20 protein-coding genes and 2 CRISPR repeat arrays are annotated in these 24,815 nt (G+C 67.5%); of the genes, 10 read left to right on the top strand and 10 right to left on the bottom strand.

Translation table 11 applies throughout. From position 1 onward, the window contains the following. Positions 1–195: 195 nt before the first annotated feature. Positions 196–1,116: a CRISPR direct-repeat array (repeat unit 37 nt; unit sequence GCCGCAATGAGGCCCGGCTACTGAGGCCGGGTGACAC). Between the two features lie 190 nt (positions 1,117–1,306). From ACGFIM_RS38610 to ACGFIM_RS38590, 5 genes are all read right to left on the bottom strand, one after another. Then, the gene (locus ACGFIM_RS38610) at positions 1,307–2,248 is read right to left on the bottom strand and encodes a hypothetical protein (RefSeq protein WP_393211589.1); all 942 of its coding nucleotides are present in this window, start codon (positions 2,246–2,248) and stop codon (positions 1,307–1,309) included. Next, positions 2,245–5,157, bottom strand: coding sequence for a type I-U CRISPR-associated helicase/endonuclease Cas3 (cas3u, locus tag ACGFIM_RS38605; protein WP_393211586.1), 2,913 nt, complete (start codon positions 5,155–5,157; stop codon positions 2,245–2,247). Before cas3u ends, ACGFIM_RS38610 begins: the two co-directional genes overlap by 4 nt. Beyond that, positions 5,154–6,542, bottom strand: a complete 1,389-nt coding sequence (csb2, locus tag ACGFIM_RS38600; protein WP_393211583.1) for a type I-U CRISPR-associated protein Csb2 — start codon at positions 6,540–6,542, stop codon at positions 5,154–5,156. The genes cas3u and csb2 overlap by 4 nt, the downstream gene beginning before the upstream one ends. A 4-nt stretch (positions 6,543–6,546) precedes the next feature. After that, positions 6,547–7,716, bottom strand: coding sequence for a type I-U CRISPR-associated RAMP protein Csb1/Cas7u (gene cas7u, locus ACGFIM_RS38595; RefSeq protein WP_393211580.1), 1,170 nt, complete (start codon positions 7,714–7,716; stop codon positions 6,547–6,549). Between the two features lie 763 nt (positions 7,717–8,479). Beyond that, positions 8,480–9,016: a CRISPR direct-repeat array (repeat unit 34 nt; unit sequence GCAATGAGGCCCGGCCCTTGAGCCGGGATGCCAC). Between the two features lie 570 nt (positions 9,017–9,586). Beyond that, a complete protein-coding gene (locus tag ACGFIM_RS38590) occupies positions 9,587–9,883 on the bottom strand; it encodes a winged helix-turn-helix domain-containing protein (protein WP_364068068.1) in 297 nt (98 codons plus the stop codon). Positions 9,884–10,819: 936 nt separating this feature from the next. Between ACGFIM_RS38590 and ACGFIM_RS38585 the strand changes: the two genes are divergently transcribed. After that, positions 10,820–11,140: a hypothetical protein gene (locus ACGFIM_RS38585; protein ID WP_364068067.1), complete on the top strand. Its 321-nt coding sequence runs from the start codon at positions 10,820–10,822 to the stop codon at positions 11,138–11,140. A 316-nt stretch (positions 11,141–11,456) separates the two neighbouring features. Here the strand turns inward: ACGFIM_RS38585 and ACGFIM_RS38580 are convergent, their stop codons facing one another. Next, complete coding sequence (locus tag ACGFIM_RS38580; protein ID WP_364068066.1) at positions 11,457–11,843, bottom strand: winged helix-turn-helix domain-containing protein; 387 nt, start codon at positions 11,841–11,843, stop codon at positions 11,457–11,459. 144 nt (positions 11,844–11,987) lie between these two features. Here ACGFIM_RS38580 and ACGFIM_RS38575 point away from each other — a divergent pair, with 144 nt between their 5' ends. The 9 genes from ACGFIM_RS38575 to ACGFIM_RS38535 all read left to right on the top strand — a co-directional run bounded on the left by ACGFIM_RS38575 (position 11,988) and on the right by ACGFIM_RS38535 (position 18,469). Then, complete coding sequence (locus tag ACGFIM_RS38575; RefSeq protein ID WP_364068065.1) at positions 11,988–12,323, top strand: hypothetical protein; 336 nt, start codon at positions 11,988–11,990, stop codon at positions 12,321–12,323. After that, on the top strand, positions 12,316–13,686 hold the full coding sequence (locus ACGFIM_RS38570; protein WP_393211574.1) for an FtsK/SpoIIIE domain-containing protein: 1,371 nt from the start codon (positions 12,316–12,318) through the stop codon (positions 13,684–13,686). The genes ACGFIM_RS38575 and ACGFIM_RS38570 overlap by 8 nt, the downstream gene beginning before the upstream one ends. 5 nt (positions 13,687–13,691) lie before the next feature. Continuing rightward, positions 13,692–14,315 carry a DUF2637 domain-containing protein gene (locus ACGFIM_RS38565; RefSeq protein WP_393211571.1) on the top strand — a complete coding sequence of 208 codons (624 nt, stop codon included), beginning with the start codon at positions 13,692–13,694 and terminating at the stop codon, positions 14,313–14,315. Continuing rightward, complete coding sequence (locus tag ACGFIM_RS38560; protein WP_393211568.1) at positions 14,312–14,659, top strand: hypothetical protein; 348 nt, start codon at positions 14,312–14,314, stop codon at positions 14,657–14,659. Before ACGFIM_RS38565 ends, ACGFIM_RS38560 begins: the two co-directional genes overlap by 4 nt. A gap of 12 nt (positions 14,660–14,671) precedes the next feature. Continuing rightward, positions 14,672–14,833, top strand: coding sequence for a hypothetical protein (locus tag ACGFIM_RS38555; protein ID WP_364068061.1), 162 nt, complete (start codon positions 14,672–14,674; stop codon positions 14,831–14,833). Positions 14,834–15,079: 246 nt separating this feature from the next. After that, complete coding sequence (locus ACGFIM_RS38550) at positions 15,080–16,405, top strand: replication initiator (RefSeq protein ID WP_393211630.1); 1,326 nt, start codon at positions 15,080–15,082, stop codon at positions 16,403–16,405. After that, complete coding sequence (locus tag ACGFIM_RS38545; protein ID WP_364068058.1) at positions 16,402–16,593, top strand: helix-turn-helix domain-containing protein; 192 nt, start codon at positions 16,402–16,404, stop codon at positions 16,591–16,593. The genes ACGFIM_RS38550 and ACGFIM_RS38545 overlap by 4 nt, the downstream gene beginning before the upstream one ends. Next, positions 16,590–17,951, top strand: a complete 1,362-nt coding sequence (locus tag ACGFIM_RS38540) for a tyrosine-type recombinase/integrase (RefSeq protein ID WP_393211564.1) — start codon at positions 16,590–16,592, stop codon at positions 17,949–17,951. The genes ACGFIM_RS38545 and ACGFIM_RS38540 overlap by 4 nt, the downstream gene beginning before the upstream one ends. Before the next feature lie 353 nt (positions 17,952–18,304). Continuing rightward, positions 18,305–18,469 carry a hypothetical protein gene (locus ACGFIM_RS38535; protein ID WP_393211561.1) on the top strand — a complete coding sequence of 55 codons (165 nt, stop codon included), beginning with the start codon at positions 18,305–18,307 and terminating at the stop codon, positions 18,467–18,469. 253 nt (positions 18,470–18,722) lie between these two features. Here the strand turns inward: ACGFIM_RS38535 and ACGFIM_RS38530 are convergent, their stop codons facing one another. The 4 genes from ACGFIM_RS38530 to ACGFIM_RS38515 form a co-directional block, all read right to left on the bottom strand. Beyond that, a complete protein-coding gene (locus tag ACGFIM_RS38530) occupies positions 18,723–19,505 on the bottom strand; it encodes a carbohydrate kinase family protein (RefSeq protein ID WP_393211558.1) in 783 nt (260 codons plus the stop codon). Next, positions 19,498–22,935 carry an ADP-ribosylglycohydrolase family protein gene (locus tag ACGFIM_RS38525; protein ID WP_393211555.1) on the bottom strand — a complete coding sequence of 1,146 codons (3,438 nt, stop codon included), beginning with the start codon at positions 22,933–22,935 and terminating at the stop codon, positions 19,498–19,500. Before ACGFIM_RS38525 ends, ACGFIM_RS38530 begins: the two co-directional genes overlap by 8 nt. A 145-nt stretch (positions 22,936–23,080) precedes the next feature. After that, positions 23,081–23,632: a hypothetical protein gene (locus ACGFIM_RS38520; RefSeq protein WP_393211552.1), complete on the bottom strand. Its 552-nt coding sequence runs from the start codon at positions 23,630–23,632 to the stop codon at positions 23,081–23,083. Positions 23,633–23,678: 46 nt separating this feature from the next. Beyond that, on the bottom strand, positions 23,679–24,815 hold a 1,137-nt coding region (locus ACGFIM_RS38515), incomplete at its 5' end, for a hypothetical protein (protein WP_393211549.1).

The raw sequence follows: 24,815 nt of genomic DNA, 5'->3' as shown, positions 1-24,815 counted from the left end.
CGATCTCCATCAATCGCGTATTCGGTGGCAAGCCGACCCGGAACGCAGGGCCGTTAGGTCCGCGCACCGGAAGCGGTGCGGCAGCCTGACGATCCACTTTCGATTGTCAGAGGTACTCTCGACGTGAGCTCAGTGGCTGCGCCGTGGCCCGAGAGACGCCCCGTCCTCAAGGTTCTCGTCGTCCGCGCACCCGTTGCCGTAATGAGGCCCGCCGTTGGGGTTGGGTGGCACGATATCCAACGTGCCAAGGCCGTCGTGGTCGGCAAGCCGCAATGGGGCCCGGCCTCTGAGGCCGGGGGACAGATGCCGGTGCTGGACGTGCTGCCGCAGGCGTACTGGGTGCCGCAATGGGGCCCGGCCTCTGAGGCCAGGTGACACGACCTCGCACCTGCCGACGCCCGCTGACCAACTGGAGCCGCAGTGAGGCTCGGCTGTTGAAGCCGGGTGACACCAGGGGCCGCCAGGAACATGTTCCGCGCCCACCAGGGGCCGGAATGAGGCCCGGCTACTGAGGCCGGGTGACACGTGGGTGTGGGACGGTCAGATCATCATCGGGACGCTCAAGCCGCAATGAGGCCCGGCTACTGAGGCCGGGTGACACCCTTCCCACCCCCATCCACTACAGCGTCGCCATCCAGCCGCAATGAGGCCCGGCTACTGAGGCCGGGTGACACTGTGCGGCCTGCTGTTCCAGACCGCCACCGGCGTCAAAGCCGCAATGAGGCCCGGCTACTGAGGCCGGGTGACACTTGTACCTGATCGCCAAGGACGAGGGGATCTTGGAGCCGCAATGAGGCCCGGCTACTGAGGCCGGGTGACACCCGTGGCCAGTAGCTTCCCGGCCGCGCCCGCAGCGGAGGTGCCGCAATGAGGCCCGGCTACTGAGGCCGGGTGACACCACCACGTCGACCACGTCGTCATGCGCCGCGTTGGGGCCGCAATGAGGCCCGGCTACTGAGGCCGGGTGACACCAGCAGCGGGATCCGCTCCCCGATGTGGCGGTAGTCGCCGCAATGAGGCCCGGCTACTGAGGCCGGGTGACACTTCGAGCGGATCTGGGGTGGCGTCGGCGCTGAGCCGCCGCAATGAGGCCCGGCTACTGAGGCCGGGTGACACAGCTTATGAGCAGGGTTTATCGCTGACAGTAGTCGGTAGTGGCGGGTGTTGGCGTCCGGTTTGGGTGCGATGAGGCTTGTTTGCGGTTAGGAACGTGCCGGGGTTGGCGTGTGCACTTGTGGTTCCGAAGCTCGTCGAGTTCGATTCACGTTTTGCAGTTGTCAAGAAGCGATTGCTCTATGCGATCCGTTTAGCGGACCTGAATGGGGACGGGGGAGAGTACTCCGTCGAAGTTGCGTCCGGGGATGCGTTGGCGGTGAGCGCCGTGGATGCTGAACACCCCAAGAGCTGGCCATTCGGCCCTGGAGACGGTGGGGTGACCGTCGATGGGTGCGAAGGCGGGTAGTTCGAGGAGGGCGCGTACGGCGTTGGTGTCGAGGGCAGGTTTCCACAAGGGCCAGATCATGATGTGATCGCCGGGCACGCGGTGCCATAGCGTGCTGCGGAGTTTCTGTCCGTCGCCGGACAGGCGGAACAGTGGGAGTGCCATCGTGGCCAGCCAGGTGGCTCCAGGGACGCCGGCTTCTTGTCCGGCTCGTCCTAGAGGGTCGTCGGCGCTGCTGCGCAGGACCCGGTGGTCGAGGTATTCGCCGGTGAAGCCTTCGACGCGGCGCCATCGGGTCAGGGCTTGGTGCAAGTAGTCGGGGTTGCTCCGTACGGCCTGGAGCGGCTTTTCGAAGAAGGTGCGGATCTTCTGTTGGCCGGAGGGGGCGATGAACGGTGACAGAGCGCCGCGGCCTTGGGCGTCGATGGCCAGGTCTGTGGTGAGGCACGGTAGCCAGCGTTCGACGGCGAGACGGTGGGTGTCGCGGATCTTCTTGGCCTGTTGTCGGTATTTCTCGCGGGTCCACCGCAGAGGATCTTTTCCGACCCCGGCGGGGGGCGGGAAGCCTGCTTCGATGCCTGGCAGTACGGCGGGTTCCTCGATGGAGCGCACGACCTGAGTCAGCTTTTCGGCGATGTCCTCGGTCGTGTGGAGAGGGCTGTGCAGGCGGGCGCAGGCGGTGGTGTCAGAGAACGACAACCGGGCTGAGATGCCGCTCTCTTCTGCCAGGACACGTAGGAGGCCGAGGGCGGCGAGGAACCCCAAGGGGTCGCGGCCGTCCAGGGCGGGGAGTTCAACGGTGTTCATGCGTCGCTCTCTTCGCGGGCCGAGCACCAGATGTCGGCCAGGCGGACGATGGCTTCTAGCCGGGCGAGCCCCCATCTGCCGTAGGTGCGGGTCAGCTTGGCGAATCGGCCGGGTGCTGCCCAGTCGACGGAGCGGGCAGTATCGACCTCGATCTTCTGCCCGTCCCGTTGGATGCTGGTGATCGGTTCCGGATCGGTGACGGGCGGCAGCAACGGCCTGTTGTAGCCGTGGTGGGCCGCGATCAAGTGGATGACCAGGTCTCGATCGACATCTGTGGTGTTGTCGAGGAGGGCATCGGCGATCTGGGCGGACAGGGCTTCGTGGCGCATGCCGGTGGGATAGCGGGCGCGTTGCTGAGCGATGCGGAACAGGTGGCGATCGAGCGGGTTCATGTCCGACTTGGCCAAGATTCGTGGAGGGGCTTCGGCTTCGGCCGCCGCTGCGGCCCACCGGTCGCCTCCATGCAGCATGGCTTGGAAGCGATGGTCTCGCTTGCCCTCGTCGTGCCAGAGCGCGGCCAGGCCGACCGCACGCACGAGGGTGGGAGACAGGCGCAGGTTGCGCGCGAACTCCTCGGCGCGCTTGCGCACCGCTCGTTGGTGATCGTCCAGCAGCATGGGTGTACGTGCGGTGGAAGAGCCCTGGGCGCTGTCGTCTTCGCCATAGGCGGTGATGTCGCTGGTCAGTACGACGGTGCCCGAAGCCAGGTGGTCGCTTACCCTTGGCTTCTTCGCCTGGGCCAGGCGCTGCAGGACAGCGAGGTGGGGCGGCAGATCCTCGCCGTGAGAGCCGATGATCTGCGGTCGGGCGGGCAACATCTTCTCGATCCGCTGGCAGTAGGCCACGGCGTTGAGCTGCTCGGCCTGACGGTCACGCTCGACCTCGTTGGTCAGCTCCTTCAGGGCGGCGGCCAGGTCTGCGTCATGGTCGGCGATCGCCGCGGTCAGTGTCGGCCCGAGCCGTACCGAAACTCGCCGCTTGCCGTTGCCGCCGCACAAGTCGCCGACATCGCGAACGGCCTGCCGGGAGGCGGGATTCCAGCCGAAGGCGTCACAGCCTCCGTAGTAGGTGGGCACAATGATGCGGTCTCCGGGCTGGATCTCGTCCGCGTCGATGACTTCCACCGACTCCTGCGAGCTGTAGCGGGCCACTCGCCGCGCCCCGTCGAGGCTTGGTGGGACGGGTTCGTCCGGTGACAGCTCGCCTTCGACGTCGGCGAAGCGGGCGCTGACCTGTTTGCCGGACAGCCACTGGCGTACGGCCAGCAGCGGCACCTCGATGCTCTCCTCCGCTGAGAGCGGGAGGGCCTCCAGAGCGTCCTGCCAGGTGGTGTCGTCCTCGGTCAGTTCCCGCCAGGCGAGGGACACCTGTGGGACGTCCCTTTGCAGTCCGTGCAGGAACGGCGCCGGCGAGGGATCGTTCGGGTAGGAGGCGGGGGAGGTGCGCGCCCAGGCATCCAGGTGCGCCGGCGACAGGTACGGAGTGTACGGCTTGGCTCCCTGCAGCTCTTTCCAGGCTTCTGGGTCTTGTTCGGACATCGTCGAGGACAGGCGGCGCAGAGCCGCCGGAGAAACATCGATCCCCTCCTCTGGCAGAGAGGGGGACTCCTTGCCCGGCTGAAACGTCATGGGTGTTCGCAGTGTGGCCAGCCACTTCCAGGTGTCCTGACGCGCCTTCCCGTACACGCCGTCGTCGTTCGCTGCGGAGTGCACGATGATCGCCGGAGCTGCCGGAGCGGAACCCAGACGGTTGAGGCGGCCAAGCCGCTGAATGAGAGCCGACACTGATGCCGACTCCGTGACGAGTGCGGAGAAGTCGATATTTGCGCCTACTTCGACGGTTTGGGTGGCGATCACGAAGACAGGTTCGTCAGGCTCGTGCGAGCGGTCGGCCTTGATCCGGTCGTACCACTGCAGCAGGAGGTAATCGCGGTCCACGGGGCGGATGCGACCGGTTAGGAGCATGCATCGGCCGGCGTGGGTGCTGTTCAGGTGCTCGAACACCGATCGGGCGCGAGCCACGGTGTTGCAGATGACACCCACGACCGGGTAGCTGTCCGCCAGGTGATCAGCCCACCGCGTGAGAGTGGCTATGACCGGTTGGTCACTCCTCTTAGTGGCCCCGTCTATCTCGACCAGATAGGCGGTCTTGCTCGCGTGCAGTCGCTTTCCCGCCACCGGATTGTTTTCGTCCGCGCTGCTGATGCGGTGCACGTGGGGATCCTGGGTGGTTGGGCTGGCCGTCATGGTCACCACGACCGGCTTGGCCTCATCCGGGGTCTCGTCCATGGCCAGGGCGTCGGCCATGGTTGTGAGGAAGGGCTGGGACAGGTGGGCCTCGTCCACGATGATCAGACTGTCGGTGCCGACCAGGGCCGCGTCGATCGGCCGTAGCTGCTTACCGACGCCGTAGCCGCGGAAGAGGAAGCGGCTGCCGATCTGATCGACGGTGCCGACCACGATGGCCTGCCGGTCCGGTCGTTCCACCCATCGCCATGACCAGGTCACCCCGCCTCGCATCCGGGTGACCTCCAGCGGCTCCTCGTCGTTCTCCAGCAGCAGGGCGGAGGCGACCCGGCCGGCCACGCTGTCGGCGCTCGCAGTGTCCAAGACATCCCTGATACGGCAAGCGTGCCGGTAGGCCTCGTCCACGATCAACCGCCGATCGACCACGAAGAAGCACCGCCTCGGCACGCGCTCACGGTCCAAGGCAGCGGCGAAGACAGCGACATCCAGCACCGAGGTCTTGCCCAGGCCGGTGGGAACGTCGATCAGCTCAGGCCACCTGTCAGTGAGCACCCGATCCAGCAGCTGTTCCTGCCAAGGGAACGGCTCGCGGCGGCTACCGTCGGGGGTGCTGTGGACCTGGGCGTAGAAGTCGGCGAAGTCCCGTCGGTGCAGGCTTGTCATGGCTGCTCCCGCTCGGGGACGAACAGCCCTAGCCCGAGATAGCGCATCGAGCCGGCGATGACGGGCCCGACGACCGGACGCGCGAACGTCACCCGCACGTGAGCCATCGGCCGCTTCGGCCGGCCTTCCGGAAAGGTCTCCCGTCGGGGACGCCACACCGCACCCGTCGTCAACGGCGCGGCCGAGACCTCCAATTCAACCGGATCGGGATAGCCGACCCGAGCCAAAGACTTGAGCACCAGATCCTCCACACGGCGCCGAGGCCGCAGCATGCCATCGGTGACCAGCGGTGTCGCGGTCACCCACGAACGCACCCCCTCAGCAGGTCCCTGCCACGTTTCGACGCGAAGCCCGCGACGCCGCGGATCGGCTCCGTACTGCAGGGTGATCTCCGGCATGGAGCCGGGTGTCAAGCGAACGAGCGGGTCGGCTCCGATCAGTGCCCGGACGAGCTGCTTCCACTCCTCGGCAGGCATGTCCCGAGGGATCGCCAGCGCCACGCCGAGCAGATGACCGTCGGCGTGCTGATGCCCCACATCGGGCAGCGCTAGGAAGGCGACATGTGGCCGGTCATCGGCTCCGTGACCGCTCACCTGTGGAGGGATGTCGGTGCCGATCCGGCTCAGCACCGCCTTCCGTAACACGGACGTCAGCCGCAGTACCTGCCCGCCGCTGATCCGGGTGGTCGGCCGAGCGAACCCCCAAATCATCAGGTCGTCCCACGGCCCCCGCACCGGCTCCATGGCCGGGGTCTCCTCGGCCGGCAGGCCATAGGGAACGGCACGCGCCACCTCCCAGGCGCGCCCGCCCAGGTCGTAGAGCTCGCGCAGCGCGTCGACATAACCCGGATAGGGAACCCGCAGGTCGACCGTGTCCGCCACCCCGATACGGCTCGGCGTCCAACGTGACCACGTCGGCCGCTCCACGGGCAGCGTCGGTTGTGCGGTCACCTCCGCCAGGCTCGTGGATCGCCCCACGTACGGCACCCGCCGCGCCATCCGCTCCAGCCGCGTGAGCAGATCACCGGCGGTGTCGGCCTCCGGCCAGACGATCGCGAACACCTCGTCCGCAGGGGTGGTCGATGCACGGCTGCGCGCCTGGTTGGTACGGCCAGGCCAGAACTGGCTCCCGCCACCGGACTCGGTCTGGTTGGTCACCACGAAGCTGTCGGTACGGCTCACACTGGCCGACCTGTCCGCCCATACTTCGGGGGCGCCGGAACGCTCCAACCAGCGCAGCGCATCCCAGTCCTCGGCGCAGTGCGCCGAAGCCACCAGCGCGCAGAACACCCGTGCCGGGTGCGGCGGCCACTCGGCGACCCCGGGCCGCATACCGCCGGCGTCGTAACGGCCATGACGCAGCCGTACCTGAACCGTGACAGGCATCGGCTCAGCCCTCGTCAGAAGCGGCGTGCGCGACGGTGGCCTCGATCGCCTTCTGAAGCGACGGGATCGGTGTCACCGAGACCACGTCGGTTGCCATCTCCACACCCAGCTTGGCCGCCGACGCCTTCAGCTCGTGGAAGGCATCGATGGCGGCGGACACGGAAACGTCCAGAGGCTCCAAGCCACCACCGGGGCGTTCCAGCCCGATCTCCTCACTCATCTTGGCCAGGTCACAGCCCGAACGCAGCCACACCGAGGGACGGGCGAACGCCAGCCGATCCCCGGCCAGGGCCAGGGCGACCAAGGCCGCACGAGCGGTCGTAGCGGCCTCAGGCGAAACGTCCCCGAAGCGCAGCCTCTCCACCCCGGCGAGCGAAATGCTCGCCAGACGGCGGATCTCCCGAACCGTCACGCCGCCGGGAACAGGGTTAGGAGCGATGTTGCCATGGCCGATCTCGCTGAGCTTCTGACCGCTCTTCTTCGCTCCTTCGGCCACGTACTGCCAGTCGTTCTCGGCCTTTTCCTTGCTGTCCACCGCTCCGGTGAGATTGAGAGGATCCAGCCGGCCACCCCGCCGGGCGCCGAAGACCGGGCCGACCCCGAACATGATCGCCGTGTACAGGCGCGCGAACTTCGGCCAGCGGCCCTTACGGTGAGAGTCCCACGCCCCGAAGATCAACGAAGCGGGCTCACGCTCGAACAATGGCCGGGCATCGGCAGCGCCTACACTTCGCAGCCGCTGTCCGATGGGGCTCTTGTCGAACCGGACCCCGTCGATCATCGAGTCGCGCCAGTACGCGTCGGCGTAGCGGTGAGGGGCGTCGAACGAGGTGATGCGGACCTCCCCATGAGAGGTAGGCGCCCGCAGCTCCAACATGGGCAGCTCGATCCGCCCGCTGTCCCGGGCATCACGCAGCGCCTCCTCCACCCGATTGGCCTGCGACTGCTCCTGATCGATGGTGACGGTCTTCACCACCTCTCCATCGACGAGACGATCGGCTATGAGGTACTTCTTGGTCAGATCCCGCTCCCGCTCCTCAAGCGGGAACGTCGGCGGCATCACCGAATTGCCCGCGCCGCCCACAGGTTGATAGATGGCGCGCACTACCACGGCAGTGTGAGCCCTGTCCTCGCCTATGGCCGCCACCAGCTGCGCCGCCAGGCTCGTGCTCATTCCAGGTACCTCCTTGCCACCGGGGCTTCCGAGTGCGGGAAAAGAATGGCAGGCGGCACCGACATTTCTGCGCCCCTGCGCATGAAACGAGGCCGCAGCCGTTGCCTGCGGAAGAAACTTCTGGATGGCGAACCCGTACTCCAGGGGCTCAACCGCAATGAGACCGCGCTCGATAACGCGGAGAACGCTTCATCTACAGTGGTGAAGGTGGGGAAGCCTGGTTCGCGGCGCCCCACCTGGCAGGCTCCGGCTGATGACGCCAGTCGGAGCCTGCTCATCTGCTCATCGACCAGGCCTTCTCGCCAGTACAAGCGTGATACGCCTACGCCTGGTTGTAAGGGTAAGCCGCATGCAGATCACCTCCAATCGTCCTATTAGGCTGATCCGGACAGTAGCCGAATCCAGAAAGATCGCGCAGGCTTTTCGGAAAGAAGTACTCCCCACGCCTTGTGGATGTTGCTTAAGTCGCACGCGAACGCCAAGGGCTCAGAAGTACCGCTTGTTTAGGGGTAAGAAGAAATTCGGGTTTCGGAGCTACAGCATGGACGTGCGCGCTGTTTGTGAATGGAATTCGTGTACCTCGCGAACGGTGCCGGCCCTGCCAAGTCGCTGCGCCGCCTCATCCTCCCAGCTCCGCGAAGTTGCTCGTGACGAGCTGCGATTGGGGGCAAGTAAACGTCGAGATCGCCCCCTACTCGGCATATGGTTGGGTCGGACGTCGGGAGCTCCGCCTACAGTCCTTCAACTGGCTTTCACGAATGCCCCAATGGGGCCCGGCTCTTTAGCCGGGATACCACCCGGTACATCCGGATCAGTTCGGGCACGTTCCGGCCGCAATGAGGCCCGGCCTTTGAGCCGGGATGCCACCACCGGGTCGGGCGCGACGTCGGCTTGTCGCGCATCGTGCCGCAATGAGGCCCGGCCCTTGAGCCGGGATGCCACAGGACATAGCCAGTCACCTGCGGCCACGCCCCAACGTTGCAATGAGGCCCGGCCCTTGAGCCGGGATGCCACCTCTTCGTGCACGTCAAAGTTGGGATGACCTGGGAGTTGCAATGAGGCCCGGCCCTTGAGCCGGGATGCCACTTCGGAGTTTGTGCCGCCCGCCCCGCAGCCCGAGGTTGCAATGAGGCCCGGCCCTTGAGCCGGGATGCCACCAGGACCGTGGCGGCGATGACCCGCAGGCCGGCGGCGTTGCAATGAGGCCCGGCCCTTGAGCCGGGATGCCACGGCGGACACCCTCTTCGGAGATGGCGTGTATAGGTTGCAATGAGGCCCGGCCCTTGAGCCGGGATGCCACCCTTTCCGAGCTGTGTTGATAACGAAGAGTAGTCAAAAGACTCGTGCGATAGTGTCCGTTATTGGCACATTAGGGCGGCTTTGGCGGTTCGGAACCTCCCCAGCAAATCGTGAGCACTTGCGGTTCCGAAGTGGACGCGCAGATGTGGTTAAGCAGGTTCAACTATGGCGTTTTCAATCAACATGCCGTTGTGGCCAACAGGCTAGCGATTGACGTCCTCCGGACGTGAGAGCGGACCGTCCCGGGTTTTCCGGCGGGCAGCGTGAAGATGTGGATCGGTGCTCCAGGGTTGACCCCTGTGTCGCGCGGCGGCGCTGGCCGCGACCGGCCGGAGAGCCGCAGCGCGGCCAGCGACCGCCCAGCGCGCGGCAGGCCGCCGGAGGCGGGCTGCCCTTGAAGTCGTGAAGAAAGTCCTCATCGAGCGATCTTGTGTTCGAAGGTGTGAGGGCTCTGACCTGCGGTTCCGTGGCCCTATAGCCGTGGCTGCGGTCGAGTAGCTGTCTTAGCGGTTGTCGATGCGGCGGGGGCACGGCTATCGGCGTGGCTGCCTTCACAGCTGCCATGTCTCGCTCAGCTCTTGGCGTCGCTGGACGGGGTGCTTTCGCCGGCCTGGTCGTGGGGTTTGACGAAGCTGCCGAGGTTGGGGACGGTGTAGATCTTGTCGGCGGCCCTCAGCCGCTCCATGGCCTTACGTATGGTGGGGCGGGAGACGCCGAACTCCTCCATCAGCTTGACCTCGGAGATCTTGAACTTCGGCCCCCACTCGGCCGAGTCGATGCGCTCAAGCAGGACCTCAAGGATCTGTTCCCAGCGGGAGCGGTCCTCGTCGAAGACCCAGGTGCGCGTGTGCTCGACATATCTGGCCACGATATGAGAGTAGGAGGGCGTTTCACGGCCCTTCTTACCGGATCACGCAGTTCCATGGAGCTGCATGGTGTGGACAGGTACTTACAGGCTTGGTAGCCTCAGGGTATGGCGTTGGTGAGCGACGGCCGCGAGCCCCTCCGGGTGGGGTATCTCGCGCGCTCCCAGGCGGGTCCCGCTAGAGCGCGCTGCACGGCTGACGTCCGATGCTCGCTCACCAACGCCCTCTCTGTATCCGTGGCTCTTGGACGTCCGGTCGGCGGGCGCGGATGTGGGCGCGCGAAGGGTGGTGGCCTGATGGCTGAGTTCGGTGAGTGTTACGGCGTGCACCCCGTCCCGCCTCGTCCCGACGCGGTTCCGGTCCAGTGGGGGCGGAAGCAGAAGCGGGCGGGCAGTGTCCGCGTACGCGCGTACACCTGCGACTGTGTGCCTGTGTTCTTCGAGCAGTGCGTGGCCGGCGGGCGCGGGTTCGTCAGGCGCTATGACCGTACGGGCGCTGCAGTGGTCATAGCGGACAGTCCTTGGGTGAGGGTTTCCGAGGCGCAGCTTCTGTGGCAGCGGCTCATGACCGGTGAGGCCAGGTGACGCCCGGAGGTCGTCTGTGGGTGCAAGACCTCGCTTGCGAGCCAATGTGATGTGAATCACAGCAGAGGCTCATCGGTGCGATCATTGCGGCGATGTAGCCCCTTTGTCGGTGCGGGGGAGTGTCGGTAATTGCCGCGTTTGGGGTGCTATCGGGGGGTGGCTCATCTGCCTCCCGACTCATAGCCGCGGCTCTGAGCTGCGAAAACACGGGAACTGCGGAATGTAGCCGAACCGTTACTCTGGCGTACCGACAAGCTCGCGCAAGGAGTTGCGATTGGCCCTGCAAGGTCCTGTCCTCGCTGTACGCACAACCGCCCGGTCGCGCGGTTGCGAGCTGTGAGGAGAAGGTCCAGGGTGCTCGGCAAGAGCATGAAGCATCGACTGGTCCCGGCGGTGCGGGACAAGGCTACGGCTGGACGGGTGCGCTCCGTGTCGTCGCCGGAAGGTAGCCCGTGGCTTGGGGCCACGGCGGTCAACAACGTATCGGGGGAAGTGCTGGAAACGCTCCTCTCGCCGTCGTTCGCTCAGGTGCAGGCTGAGGTCGACGCGGCGGCGAAGGTCCGTGCGGGCCGGCGAGGCCGCGCGGTGTACTCGTTCATGACGGCGGAGACGCGTACGGCGCGATCCGCGACGCTCACCCACAAGGAAGAGGACGGTCTCAAGGGCGCCGAGTGATGCCTCCTCGCGCCCGGCCGGAGGAGACGTCGGCGGTATCGGGGGAGCCGCCGGCGTACGGGCTGGACATCCGACGGCACGACAGCATCATGCCCGCCGAGGCGGTGGGCGGGATGCTCGGCCTCGACAACGCGGCTCACCGCAGTGGTGGGCCGAATCCCCACCCGTCAGGTAACCCGGGGTCGCTTCGGCGGCCTGCCTTCACGAACGGGGAAGCAACTCGTGGGTCTCAGTGAGATGGAAAGGCAGGTCTTGCTCCGCGAGCTGGCAGAACTCGCGGCGGACCTGGCCGAGCTTCAGCGCCGTGCAAGCAGGATCACTTCTCGTCTCGATCAGGGCGAGTCCGAGCGTCCAGCTCGTCCAACCTGATCGTCAGCTTCTCCACGTGCTCGCGGATCTCGCGTAGCTGCTCGGAGATGATGCGGAACTCTTCGCTGTATCCGCCCGGAGTGGTGCCGGCGGCGGTGTCGTCGTCGGGTGTACGGCTGACGAAGCTGCCGGCGCCCTGGCGGGTCTCGATGAGTCCTTCATCGCGGAGGACGGCCAGGGCGTTGCCGATGGTCATCATGGCGACGCCGTACTTGTCGGCCAGCTCGCGGGCCACCGGGAGGCGCTCGCCGACCGCGTACCGGCCTGATGCGATGTCGCGGCGGATGTCGTCGGCGATCCTCAGGTAGGGCCGGCGCCGGTCGGTGGTTGCCATACCTCCACAGTAGCGGTTCTAGGTGCCTAGGTCTCTGGGCAATGGTTCGGGAAACTTGGGGCTCCCACCAGCTAACTCAGTTTCGAAGTCTAGATACCTAGGTATCTTTGTATCTAGAACATTGACTCAAGGAGATCAGCTCTCATGCGCACTATCCCTATCCCTGTCGACACCTCCAAGCTCGTGATCACCTGCGTGAAGTCGCCCAAGCCGCGGCTCCTCAACAAGGACACGGGCGAGATCAAGACCGACAAGAACGGCAACACCGTGTACGAGGTGACCGTGTCGGTCGAGGACGAGTTCGGCCGGATCGAGCTCGTCAGGATCGGCACCTCGGGCGAGCCGCCCATCACCGCCGGCCAGCAGGTCAACCCGACCGGCCTCGTCGGCTACGTGTGGGAGATGGCCGGCCGGTGGGGCATCTCGTACCGCGCCGACACGATCGTCCCGGCCGACACGGGGGAGCCCCTCCGTGTCTGACACGCTCTCCCTGGTGCTCGGAGTCCTGGCCGCTGCGGCGGCCGGGCTCTGGGCCTGGCGCCGCTGGCACTACCGGTCGTACTGGCTGGTGGTCGCCTTCCCGCTCGCTGCGATCAGCGTGTGGGCCACCTGGCGCAAGGTCGCCCTCGGCTGCGGGCTGACCAAGAAGCGGCAGTGCTTCTGGTTCACCACCGTGCCGGGGATGGTCGCCTCGACCGGCGTCGTACGGGTCAGGCGCAGGTTCCAGCGCGTGGCCGTGGACACCAGGCCGTTCATGTGGCTGCCCAAGCCGACCCGGCACGGATGGCGGGTCACCGTCCACACCCTCGAAGGACAGATCCCGGCCGACTATGCGAACGCCGCCGAACGGCTGGCGCACTCCTGGGGCGTCCATGCCGTTCGCGTCTCCTCGCCGCGACCCGGGCGCGTCGTCCTGGCCGCCACAGTGCGGGATCCGCTCGTCCGGGTCGATACGGTGCCCGCCTCGCCCGAACTGCTCAAGGTCATCGTAGGCAGGCTGGAGACCGGCGGGCCGTGGGTGATCGACTTCAGGACCGTCCCGCACTGGCTCAACGCCGGTGCCACGCAGTCCGGCAAGTCCAACCTCGCGAACGTCCTGGTACAGGGCCTCGCCCCGCAACCGGTCGCTCTGGTCGGTTTCGACCTCAAAGGCGGTGTGGAGCTGACGCCGTACGGGCCGAGGCTCTCGGCGCTGGCCACCACGAGGGCCGAGTCCGTCACGCTCCTCGACGACCTTGTCAGCCTGATGACCAGCCGCATGGCCGTGTGCCGCGAGGCCGGCGCCCGCAACATCTGGCAACTGCCGGACGAGCAGCGCCCCACACCCGTCGTGGTCCTGGTGGACGAGCTGGCCGAGCTGTATCTGATGGCCGACAAGAGCGAGAAGGACGAGGTCGCCAGGACCTCCACCGCGCTCCTGCGGGTCGCGCAGCTCGGAAGGGCGTTCGGGATCTACCTGTTCTGCTCCGGGCAGCGCATCGGCTCCGACCTCGGTCCCGGCGTCACCGCCCTGCGCGCGCAGTGCTCCGGGCGGATCTGCCACCGGGTCAACGATCCCGAGACCGCCACCATGACCCTCGGCGACCTCGACCCCGCCGCCCTCGCCTCGGCGCGGGCCATCCCCGCCGAGACTCCGGGCGTCGCGATCGTCGCCTCGCAGGACGGCCAGTGGTACCGCGCCCGCTCCTTCTACGTCAGCGAGCAGGACGCCGAACACGCCGCCACCGCGTACGCCGAGCTGGCCCCGTCATGGGAGGACCTCGTCTCCGGCAATGCCGCCCCGATGAGCGACGCCGACCTCGCCGACTTCCTCGACTCCATCCCGAACCCGCGGAAGGCGTGAGGCCGATGCGATGCCTGGCCCGCTGGCTCATCGACACCGGCCCCGTTCTGGTCCTGGCGGTCATCGCCGGGGCGGGCTCGTTCACCCACATCCGCGACACCGCCCGCGAGCACGGCCAGTCCGGCTGGATGGCCTGGGCCGTGGCCGTCTGCATCGAGCTGACCTGCGTCATGGCCGCCCGCGAACGCCAGCGCGACAAGAAGACCGGCCGCGCCCGGCGTGGCCCGATCTCCTGGCCCGTCCTCGTCCTGACCGGAGGAATCGTCCTGTCACTCGCCGCCAACCTCGCCCAAGCCGAACCGACCGTCTGGGGCTGGATCACCGCCGCGACACCACCGGCCGCCTTCCTCGTCGCCGTCTCGATGCTCGAACGCCGGGCGTCGGGCGCTGACACCGCTCCGCCGGTCCAGGCCCCTGAGACGGCGCCACCAGCCGTACCCGCCCCTGATCGTCCCGCCCTCGACACCGGCCAGGACGAGCGGCCCGGACCGTCACCCGCACTCGTCGACTTCGCCCGCCGGGTCGCCGCCGAGCACGGCAAGGCGATCACCCGGGACGCGCTCCGCGCCCGCCTGGGCGTGTCCGACCAGCTCGCCACCGACCTCCTCCACACCCTGCACACCACATGAAAGGCCAGATCACCATGCAGAACGACCGAGACACCCTCATCGCCGGCCTCATCGCCCTGGCCGGCCTCCTCAAGGCCGAGCCCGAGCTGCCCCTGCCGTTCCCGGTCATCGCCCATGCCTTCCCGGCCAAGGGACCGGACGACGAGATGCGCGCCGAGGTCGATCGGGTCGCCGCCCTGCTCGGCACCGAGATCGACCCCGACCTCACGCCGTACGGCCACTACAAGACGGCCATCGAGTTCGGGCCGGTCCGGTACGAGTTCACCGCCATCCTCGCCGCCGCGCGTGCCCGCCACGCCGCCGTCGACAGCTACCGCGAGTCCATCCAGATCGACAACCTCTAGGGGGACAGCATCATGCGCATCCGCCTCGAAGGCAGCCGAGCCGAACTCACCCTCGGCATGATCCACCTCCGGCAGCTCTTCACCGTCACGTCCATGTCGCGCGCCTACCCCGCCCGCCATCGGGCCCGGCAGTACCGCATCTATCTGACGATCAGCCCGCGCAAGGACCAGTGACCGATGACCGCTGAAGAACCCGTCACGCGCGGCCGCTGCTGCACCTGCAACGGCACCGGCCTCTACGACGACCAAACCTGCGCCGACTGCACCGGCACCGGCATCGACAACCACGGCGCATAGCCGAAGAACCCCTCACCTGGCCACACAACCGCCAAGTTCCGCGCCAGGTGAGGGGCCATCCCCATCCAGATCTCATCCGGATAGGACGGATCCATCTTGCACCACCCACACGCCATCGCCGGGATGATCGCCCGGCTTCACGACCCAGAATTCAGCCGCTGGGCCCGCCAGATCAAGCGCGCCGGCGGTTGCCGCCAGCCGATCCACCTGCGTGGCAAGGTCGAGCACTACGACCGCGCGACCGGCCGCCTCCTGCACCGATACAGCACCCTTCACGAGCCGAACGGCGTCCTGCGCGTGCCCTGCAAAACCCGCCGCGCCTCCCGCTGCCCGGCCTGCGCCGAGGTCTACCGCGCCGACACCTACCAGCTCATCCGGGCCGGCCTCGTCGGCGGCAAGGGCGTGCCGGAGACGGTCAGCACGCACCCGTGCCTATTCATCACCCTCACCGCACCGTCCTTCGGAGCCGTCCACACGCGACGGGAGAACAACGGCAAGGTCCTGCCCTGCCACGCCCGCCGCGACGCCGGGACCTGCCCGCACGGCCGGGCGATGTCCTGCACTCAACGGCACCGCGCCGACGATCCCTGCCTGGGCGAACCGCTCTGCCCGGACTGCTACGACTACGACGGCTCGGTCCTGTTCAACGCGATCAGTCCCGAGCTGTGGCGGCGCTTCACGCTCGCGCTGCGCCGCCGCTTCGCCCGGCTCAACGGCCTGACCGTCAAAGCGCTCGGCGAGTACGCCGGAATCGCGTTCGCCAAGGTCGCCGAATACCAGCGTCGCGGCGTCGTCCACTTCCACGCCGTCATCCGCCTCGACGGCCCGGACGGGCCCAGCTCACCGCCACCACCTTGGACTGACTCCCTTGAGGAGGCCGCCCGTCACGCGGCAGCCGTCGTGACGGCGGAGGTCAAACCGCTGGGCCGGACCTTCCGCTGGGGGACGCAGCTCGACATCCGCCGTATCAGCCTGGACGGCGACCTCACCGAGCAGGCCGTGGCCGCGTACATCGCCAAGTACGCCACCAAGGCTGCCGAATGCGTCGGCACCCTGGACCGCCGCGTCCAGCCGCTCGACGACCTCGACGCCCTTCCCGTTCGCGACCACGCCCGCCGCCTGATCGCCGCCTGCATGCGCCTGGGCAGCGACGTCGCGCTGGCCGACCTGAGGCTCACTCACTGGGCTCACATGCTCGGCTTCCGCGGTCACTTCTCCACCAAGAGCCGCCGGTACTCCACCACCCTGGGCGCTCTGCGGGCTGCCCGCGAGGAGCACCGGCGTACGGAGGAGATCACCACCGGGCGCCTGCCGCTCCTCGATGAGGACACCGTCCTGGTGGTCGCGCATTGGCAGTACGCCGGACAGGGCCTGTCCCTGGGCGAGCAACTCCTGGCGGCGGCGCTGACCGGCGTCCCCCTACCGAGCGTGGGTGGTGGTCCTCGATGACCAGGAACGACCGGCTGATGACCGTCCCGGAGGTCTGCGCCGAACTGGGCGGGGTTTCTCGCCGCACCTTCTACCGCTGGCGGGAGCTCGGCCAGGCACCGGCCTGCGTCCAGCTTCCCAACCACGAGCTCCGTATCTGGCGGAGCGACCTCATGACCTGGCTCAACGCGCGGCGGGAGGGAAAGTGAAGACCACGTACGACGTCAAGCTCGACCAGGTCCAGCAGCGCACCGACCGGGCCAGCTCGTTCATCGCCCGCTGGCGGGTGGCCGGCAAGCAGAGGTCGAAGAGCTTCCGCACCAAGGGGCTGGCCAACGCCTTCATGTCGGACCTGTGGCAGGCGGCGAAGGCAGGGGAGGAGTTCGACGTCGCCACCGGCCTGCCGGTGTCGATGCTGGCGGCCGAGCCGGAGGGGCCGTCGTTCCTGGAGTTCGGGCAGGCGTACGTCTTGCGGCGCTGGAACTCCTCGGCGGCCCGGACCCGCGAGACAGACGCGTACGCGCTGCTCACGCTGATCCCCGCTTTGGTCGAGGACGCTCCGTACCGCCCCGCCGACGAGGCACTGCGCGAGGTGCTGCGCATCCACGCCCTCCTTCCGGAGAGCAGGCGCGTCCCGCTGAACCCGTCGCAAGCCGCGGCGTTGCGCTGGCTGGAAGGAGCGTCTTTGCCTCTGTCGGCGCTGGGGGAGGCGGACGTGCTGCGCAGGGCGCTCGATGCCATCACGGTCACGTTCTCCGGAACCCCGGCAGGGGCGAACACGGTGCGCCGAAAGCGAGCCGTCCTGCATCACCTGCTGGAGCATGCGGTGGAGCAGAAGGTGTTCAGCAGCAACCCGCTCGACGGCATCAAATGGAACGTGCCAAAGGCGGTCACCTCCGTCGATCCCCGCACCGTCGTCAATCCGGCTCAAGCCCGGATGCTTCTGCAGGCCGTGGCCAAGGTCGGCCGCAAGCGAGGGGCGCGGCTCAAGGCGATGTTCGCCTGCATGTACTACGCGGCGCTCCGGCCGGAGGAGGCCGCCGACCTGCGGCTGCGGAACTGCACGCTGCCCAAGGAGGGATGGGGGTTGATCGTGCTGGAGAAGGCCCGGCCGCAGGGCACGAAACGGTGGACCAACTCCGGCGAGACCCACGAGTCGCGCAGCCTCAAGCACCGCGCCGACAGGGAGACGCGCGAGATCCCGATCCCGCCCGTCCTCGTCACGATGCTGCGGGAGCACATCGCGACGTACGGCACCGCCGACGACGGGCGCATTTTCCATACGAGCACCGGCGGCACCTACTCCAGCTCGGCGCACTCCTACGTCTGGCAGGAGGCACGGAGGCTCGCCCTCACGCCGGAGCAGGTCGCCTCGTCGCTGGCCGCCCGCCCGTACGACCTGCGTCACGCGGCCGTCTCGCTCTGGCTCAACGCCGGAGTCCCGGCCGTCGAGGTCGCCAAGCGCGCCGGTCACAGCGTCGACGTCCTCCTGCGGGTCTATGCCAAATGCATCGACGGGCAGCAGGACCGGATCAACGGCAAGATCCACAATGCTCTGAACGGCTGATCCCGTTCTCACCAGTTTTGGCCCCGGTCCGGCCGGGGCCTTGACCTTCGATACCCGAGTCGTTCCCACAGGTGCCCGTCGTGCTGGGCCACGCTGACGTGCACGGGCAGCGAGAGGAGGACCATGACCAGCGATCCGAGAACCTCCGAAGAGCCGCGCCGCGTGGGGCGCCCGCCGTACGGACTGCCGATGCGTGACCGGCGCCGGTCCACCGCCTTGTCCGACTCGCTCAGCTGGAGACGGTACGCCACGCCGACCCCGCCCGGTCCTCGCGGCCGGCGTCTGCGGCTGCCGAGGGCCGTGATCGTCGCCGGGCTGCTCGGGTGCATCAGCGCCGGCGTCTGGTCGATCTCATGGCAGGCCAACGGCTCCTCGCCGCAGAAAGCAACCGCCGCGATGCCCACTGCGGAGGCCCCGGTGACGACGCCTACGCCGTCTCCGACCTCCCCGCCTTCCAGCGCGCCTCCCCGAACACCGCCGCCCTCCGCGAAGGCGAAGGCCCGGCCGCGTCCACCTAAGGCTGCGAAACAGGACAGGAAGCATCGGCGACGAGCCGCACCAGCCGTGCGTCGTCCGCTCCCGCCTCCGGTGAGGAGTCGTGGGGGACAGCAGCACCGGGTGCACCGTCCCAAGCGGGCCGAGGCACGTCGGCACGTTCACCGCGCGCCGCGCAGGCTTTCGATGTTCGGCAACAGGTGCGACCAGATGTTCCCGCCGTCCCGGCCCGAGCAGCGGATCCGCAACCGGGCATGCCACGTGCTGCTGGGATAGCTACAGGCCCGTGTTCGGCATGGACGACTTCGTCCGAACGGTAGTCGCGGCCCAGGAAAGGCCCAGCTTCACGCCTTCGGCGAGGGGGCGTCCTTGGGCCAGTTCCCAGAGGAAGCCGGCGGCGAAGGCGTCGCCTGCTCCTGTGACGTCCACTGCTGTGGTGGGGATGGCGGGGTAGTGGGTGCGCTGGCCGGAGGAGTGGACGGTGACGCCGCCGGCCCCTTCGGTGACGATGGCGGTGGCGTCCTCGGGGATGGTGGTGAAGTCGTTGCGGGAGCCGATCAGGTAGCGCATGGCGGGGGTTGTGCCTGGGGGGACGCTGGTGACGAGGGCTCCTGCGGCTGCCATGGTCTGGGCGGGGGCGGTGAAGGGGGCGTGCCAGGCGGCGAAGTAGACGATGTCGCCGGGGGAGACCTCGTTGACGGGGATCGTGATGGTGTGGAGCAGGTCGGGGTGGATGCCGATGATCGTGCGTTCGCCATCGGGTTCGATGAGCAGGACCACTGAGGATGTATGGCCTGGTAGGAGCTGGACGTGGTCGACGTTGACCCCGGCCTCTGTGAGAGTCGTCGTCATGTTGCGGCCGGCGGCGTCGTCCCCGACGTAACCCACCATGTGGACGCGGCCTCCGGCTCGGCTGAGTGCGATGGCGACATTGGCTCCGGTGCCGCCCGGGCGTTCGACGCTCTCGCTCGCCTGGACGAAATGGCCACTGGGCGGGATGCGATCGACGTATAGCGCCAGGTCCCAGGCGATGGGGCCGATGATCCAGAAGTCAGCCATATGCGGCCTGCCGCATGGCGCGCAGCCCTTCGGCGAGGGTGTCCAGCTCTGGCGGAAGCGCGACTTGCGATGTCCAAGGGATGTTCGCCGCGTCCTGGCGGCAGTTCAGGATGCCTCCGACGATTGCAGCCACGGTGTCAGTGTCCCCACCTAGACCGACCGCGTACCGCATGGCTTCTACCGGTTCGTCGTGGAGACGCAGGACGTGGAGGATCGCGCCCAAGGTGTCCATGACGTCGAGGGTCACGCCGTCCGGGCCGGGTGCCCAGTCTGTGGGCATGGGGCTCTCGAAGTGGTCCAGTTCTTCGCGGGCGATGGTGATGAGGTCCTCGGTGGGGCAGTTTTCCAGGGCCCACGATCCCATCGCTGCTACGGCGCAGGCGGTGGCGATGGCGCGTGGGTCGGCGTGGGTGGTCTTCGTCATGCGTACGGCCAGGTCGCGACGGCGGGCCGTCTCCGTGGCGGGTGTGGCCCAGCCGATGGGGAGCACGCGCATCATGGCGCCGTTGGTGGCGCCGCCCTCGGCCGTTGTTGCTCCGGTGGCTGCGAAGCGTTCCACGGCTCTGCGGGTGGTGGGGCCGGCGCCGCGCATGGTCGGCAGGGCCGTGGCCAGGGCTTGGAGGAAGGCCGTCTCTGAGCCGCCGGTGTCGATGAGGTTGCGGGCGAGCAGGATGAGCTGCTCGGTGTCGTCGGACGTACTGCCGAGCGGCCAGTCGTCCCGGGTGGGGAGCGTGTCGGTGAGGTGGATGTCCTGCGGTGGTCTGCCTTCGTAGGGGACGCCGAGGGCGTCTCCGCAGCAGAAACCGATCAGGCCGTTGAGGATGCGGTGTGCGGGCGGGGTCATCTGGTCCGGGAAGAGCTGGGTGAGGACGCCGAAGCCGCCCCAGACGATGGCGCGGCGTCCGCGGTCGGCGTACTGGATGCGTTTGCGGCCCGGTGGGGCGAGGCGGGCCAGGGAGAGGCAGGCGGAGGCGACGTCGTACGGGGTGCCGTGGTGCTCGAACTCTCGCAATGCCTTCACGGTCAGGCCCCACGCGCCGGTGTGGTCGCTCTCGGCGCGGCGGATGTCGGCTTCGCTGTGGGTGACTTTGGCGGCCAGGAGGCCGTCGCCGAGGTCGCGGGCCATGCGGCCGGCTTCGGCGAGGGCGTGTGCGGCTTGCCTGGTCTGCCCGAGGCCGCAGTGGGCCTTGCCGAGGCCGTGCAGGGACTGGGCGATGCCGCGGGCGTCTTCGGAGGCTTTGCGGATGGCGAGGGCTTCGGTCTGGCTGTCGAGGGCGGTCTGCCAGGTGCCGGTGGCTTCGGCGACGAGGGCGGCGTCTTGGAGGAGGCCGGCGTACAGGGCTCGGTCGCGCTGGTGGGCGGGGCGTGCTGCCACGTCCTGCAGGGCTTGGTTGATGAGGGTGTGGGCTCGTTCGACGTTGCCGGAGAAGTACTCGATCTCGCCCAGGAGCTTGAGCCAGGGCGCCGGGTCTGCGGAGGTGTTCATGCCTTCGGTGGCGTGCCGGCGGCCGGAGGCGAAGCGTCCCCGGTAGAGCTCGATTTCGGCGAGGCGGAACAGGAAGCCTTCGCGGGCGTCGTCGCCGGTGAGGGCGAGTGCTGCTTGGGCGAGGTGTTCGGCGTGGTCGAAGTCGCCGCGGCAGAAGGCCACTTCGGCGCGGACGAGGACGGCGTGGGCGGAGCTGAAGGGCAGGCCGTCGATGAGGGCTTCGGCTTGGGCCCAGTTGCCGAGGCCGAGGTGGGCGCGGGCGACCCGGTACAGGCAGCGGCCTTTGTCCTCGTCGCTGTCGATGCGCAGGTCGCTGAGGAGGGTGGCCAGGGCACGGCAGCGGTCGAAGCGGCCGGTGGCCAGGCTGCGGTCCATCAGCGCGACCCAGGCCGCGACTCCTTCGCTGGAGTCGAGGTGGCTGAGGTGGTAGGCGGCTTCCAGCTCGGCGGTGAACTCCTCGCGCTCGCCGTAGTGCCGGGCCAGGACCTCGTGGGCTTTACGGATCTCGTCCGGGCGCACGCGTTGCAGGGAGCGCCGGAGGATGGAGTGCATGGTGTACGCGCCGGTGCCGCTGGCCGTGCCGCCTCGGATGGGGGAGATGAAGGAGTACGCCGTCAGTTTGGCGAAGGCGCTGCGGTCGCAGGGGAAGTCGAGGGCCTGGCCGAGGTGGTGGAAGGTTTCGGCGGTGAAGGCGCGGCAGGCGCTGACGGCGAGGATGCCGTACTCGGCCTCAGCCGGTGTGTATTGCAGGAGTCGGCTGGCTAGGTCGCGCTCTTTGTCGATCGGGGTTGCGAAGTCGCCGGGGTTGAGGCGGGGGCCGGCGGCCAGGGCCACATCGGCGCACAGGCCCAGGAAGTAAGGGTGTACCTCGTTGGGCGCGGTGGAGGCGTAGCTGATCAGTGCCTCGTGGGTTGCCGGGTCGGTGATGCCGGCGAGGGTGAGGTACTGGGTGGCGTCGGCTGTTGTCAGATGGCCGACGAGGCGGTGGTCGATGTACTGGTCGGGGATGGGGTAGACGGGGGCGTTGGGCCATGGTGGGCGGGTGCGGCCGGCGACGATGGCGATGATTCCGGCGCCGAGGTCGAGGTGGCCGAGCAGGCAGCGCAGCCATTCATCGCGCATGAGTTTGTCGGCGTGGATGAGGCTGTCGGCGTCACCGATGGCTTCGCCGTAGAACGCCTCATGCGTGTCGAAGAGCAGCACGATCCGGGCGTGGTCGGCGGTGGCCTCGTTCAGGTCCTGGGCGAAGAAGCGCGGTAGTTCGTGGAGCAGGTCGGGTTCGGGGACGAGGCTGAGGATGTGGTCGGCGTCTTCGTGGGAGAGGCGGCGGCGCATGCGGCGGCGGGTGAAGGTCTCGTCCAGGCGCGAGTTGAGCAGCTGCAGCAGGTGGTGGCCGACGCGCAGGATCGGCAGGGTGAGGATGGCGTCGGCGATGTCGAGGGCGATGTCGACTTCGCTGCGGGGGAACAGCTCGGGGATCCGGTGGGCGATGTCGAAGCCGAGCTTGTGCAGGTAGGTGATGGCGGCGAAATCGAAGCGCGGGGTGGCGATGCGGTGCCGGGCGAGCTGGCGCTTGAGCATGAACAGCCCGGAGAACGCCTCCTGAGGCCGGTTCTCGCCCGCCGGCCGCGCGCCGAAGTCGATCCTGGCCACCGGGACGGGGCGGCCGTGTTCGGCGAGGCGGTCGAGCAGTTCGGTGTCGTCGGCGTCACGGATGTCCTCCCAGCGGTCGGTGCGCAGGCAGGAGCGTTTTTCGAGGTGGCGGAGGAGGAGTGATTTGCCGTTGCCGCCGAGGCCGTGGAGGTAGAGGATCCGTTCGGGTGGTGGGTCGTCGTTGATGAGGGTGACGACGTGGCGGGTGAGCTCGAAGCGGTTGGCGAAGAGTTCGAGCGAGCGGTCGTGCGCGACGATGGAACGGGCTGCGCCGTTTGGAAAGATCGGCATGGGTCAGCCCTGTGCGGTTGTGAGTTGCAATGTGGTGTCCCGTCCCGGGTAGACGAGCGTTTCAGAAGCGTTGTACGGCAACCCTGGTTGCCAAGGTGATTGCCTCGATCGGTTTTACACCGGACGCCGGGCCACTTCCACTTGGTTAGGCTGGCTCGGGTGTACATTTGTGCAGCTGCCCGTAACGTTTCCGGGCGATAGTGAGCAACTGCGTCAAATCACTCACGGGGTCTCGCCCATTCCTCACTTCGGACAGGTCCACACTGATCCACGGTCGCTTGTCTCCGCATCGGAACAGCATCATCGTGTAGTACGGCCTCGTGCGTGGCATACGCTCGGTATAAGCAATAAGTCCAGTGCCGAGGTCTTTCGGGAGAGCCGCTAGTTGGTGTTCGCCGAAGTTCTCGCGTGCGGTGTCCAGGACGTTGTCGCCGTCTCTTATCGACCACAGGAGAGAAAGCCGGTCATAGTCATTGCGAAGCGCGCATTGCCCGTGGGTCGTAGGTACGCCGGTCTTACGCTCCTCGATCGCCACATCGAGGCCGGTGATCTCCCGGACTGCCTGCTGAGGAAGGAAGTCGCACCAGTAGGGTGAGGAGTCCACAACCGGACTGATCGAAGCCGTGGCCTCTGGGCTGGGCGAAGGTGCAGGATCGGCGTCGGTGCAGCCGGCAATCAGCGCGAGGAACAGTGCCAAGCCGACGACTGCGCCGCGAGACGGTCGGACTATTCGAGATGGCATATCAATATCCAGTGATGTTGAGGTTGTCGTGCGTTTTATCGCGGGCTGTGCGCACAGTGTTGGCCAACTCGTTCGAGGTGCTCTCGATGGCGGAATGCCGACGTGCCCATTCCATGAAGTCGTCGAACGTCTTGGGGTCGGCCATGATTTCATGGATGGGTTTGAGCTTCGGCGGCTGATCGTCGGTGACATAAGTGGAGCCCTTGGCGTCCCTCATAGCCTCTTCTGACCACTCGCCCGTAGCGATCCTCGCACTGATGACAGCACTCTGCATCAACCAGTCAACCATTTCATTCTGATCGGCGGCGGTACGCAGAGCCTCGCCTGAGGTGACACTGGTCTGAATCATGCGATTGACGATGTAGGCCGAGAGCTTGTCGAACGCGACCTCGGCGCCTTTCCCGCCGACCAGCCCGCCGAGTTCTCCCGCGACTTTCGTGCCGAGGCCGCCGATGGGCGAAGTGAACAGCGCGAACGCGGAATTCAGCGTGTCTTTCACATCCTTCTTCGTCTGCTCCTCGTCCCAAGCGTTGGCCAGTAGAGCCAGCCTGCGTGCTTCCACCAGGTGGCCGAACACCTTGGCCTCGGGGATGAGCTGCTCCTTGATCCCCTTGTCGCCGCTGGTCGGGTAATGGTCGTTGACCCGATCGACTACACGAGCCGCTTCGGCGGCCTGAAGCTCGACCGCGGCGTCTCTATCGCTGCTCACCAGCACCAGCAGGCGATCCAGCTCGGCCTTGCTCAAGCCGTCGAACCCTTCGGACTTGGTGATGTAGGTGCCGTACACCTGATCGATATGCGAGGCGAGGGCGCTGCCGACAGGCCGCCTGAGGAAGCTCAACTCGTCGTACAGCTTGCGGTCGGCAATGGTGAGCCGGTCGTTGTCATCCGGCCGGAACACCTTGTCGGCGTGCACCTTGAGGGTGTTCAGAGCCTCAGTGGTCAGGGACAGAGATACCGAGTCCTTTCCCGTCGTCGCCTTGCGCAGCGCCTCTGCGAACGGGTCGGTGTTGCCGTGGAAGTGGAACGCGCCGAGGCGGTCAGTCAGCATGTACGACAGGACTGACTGCTTCCACCCGGCTGGTGTGTGGTTCAGCAGAGCTTGAGCGGACTTCGCGTTGCTCGACGCCGCGTGGAA

Source organism: Nonomuraea sp. NPDC049309 (assembly GCF_043196965.1).
Lineage (GTDB): Bacteria > Actinomycetota > Actinomycetes > Streptosporangiales > Streptosporangiaceae > Nonomuraea > Nonomuraea fastidiosa.
Note: the sequence above shows the minus strand (reverse complement) of the source record. Positions and strands in the feature narration are given on the sequence as shown.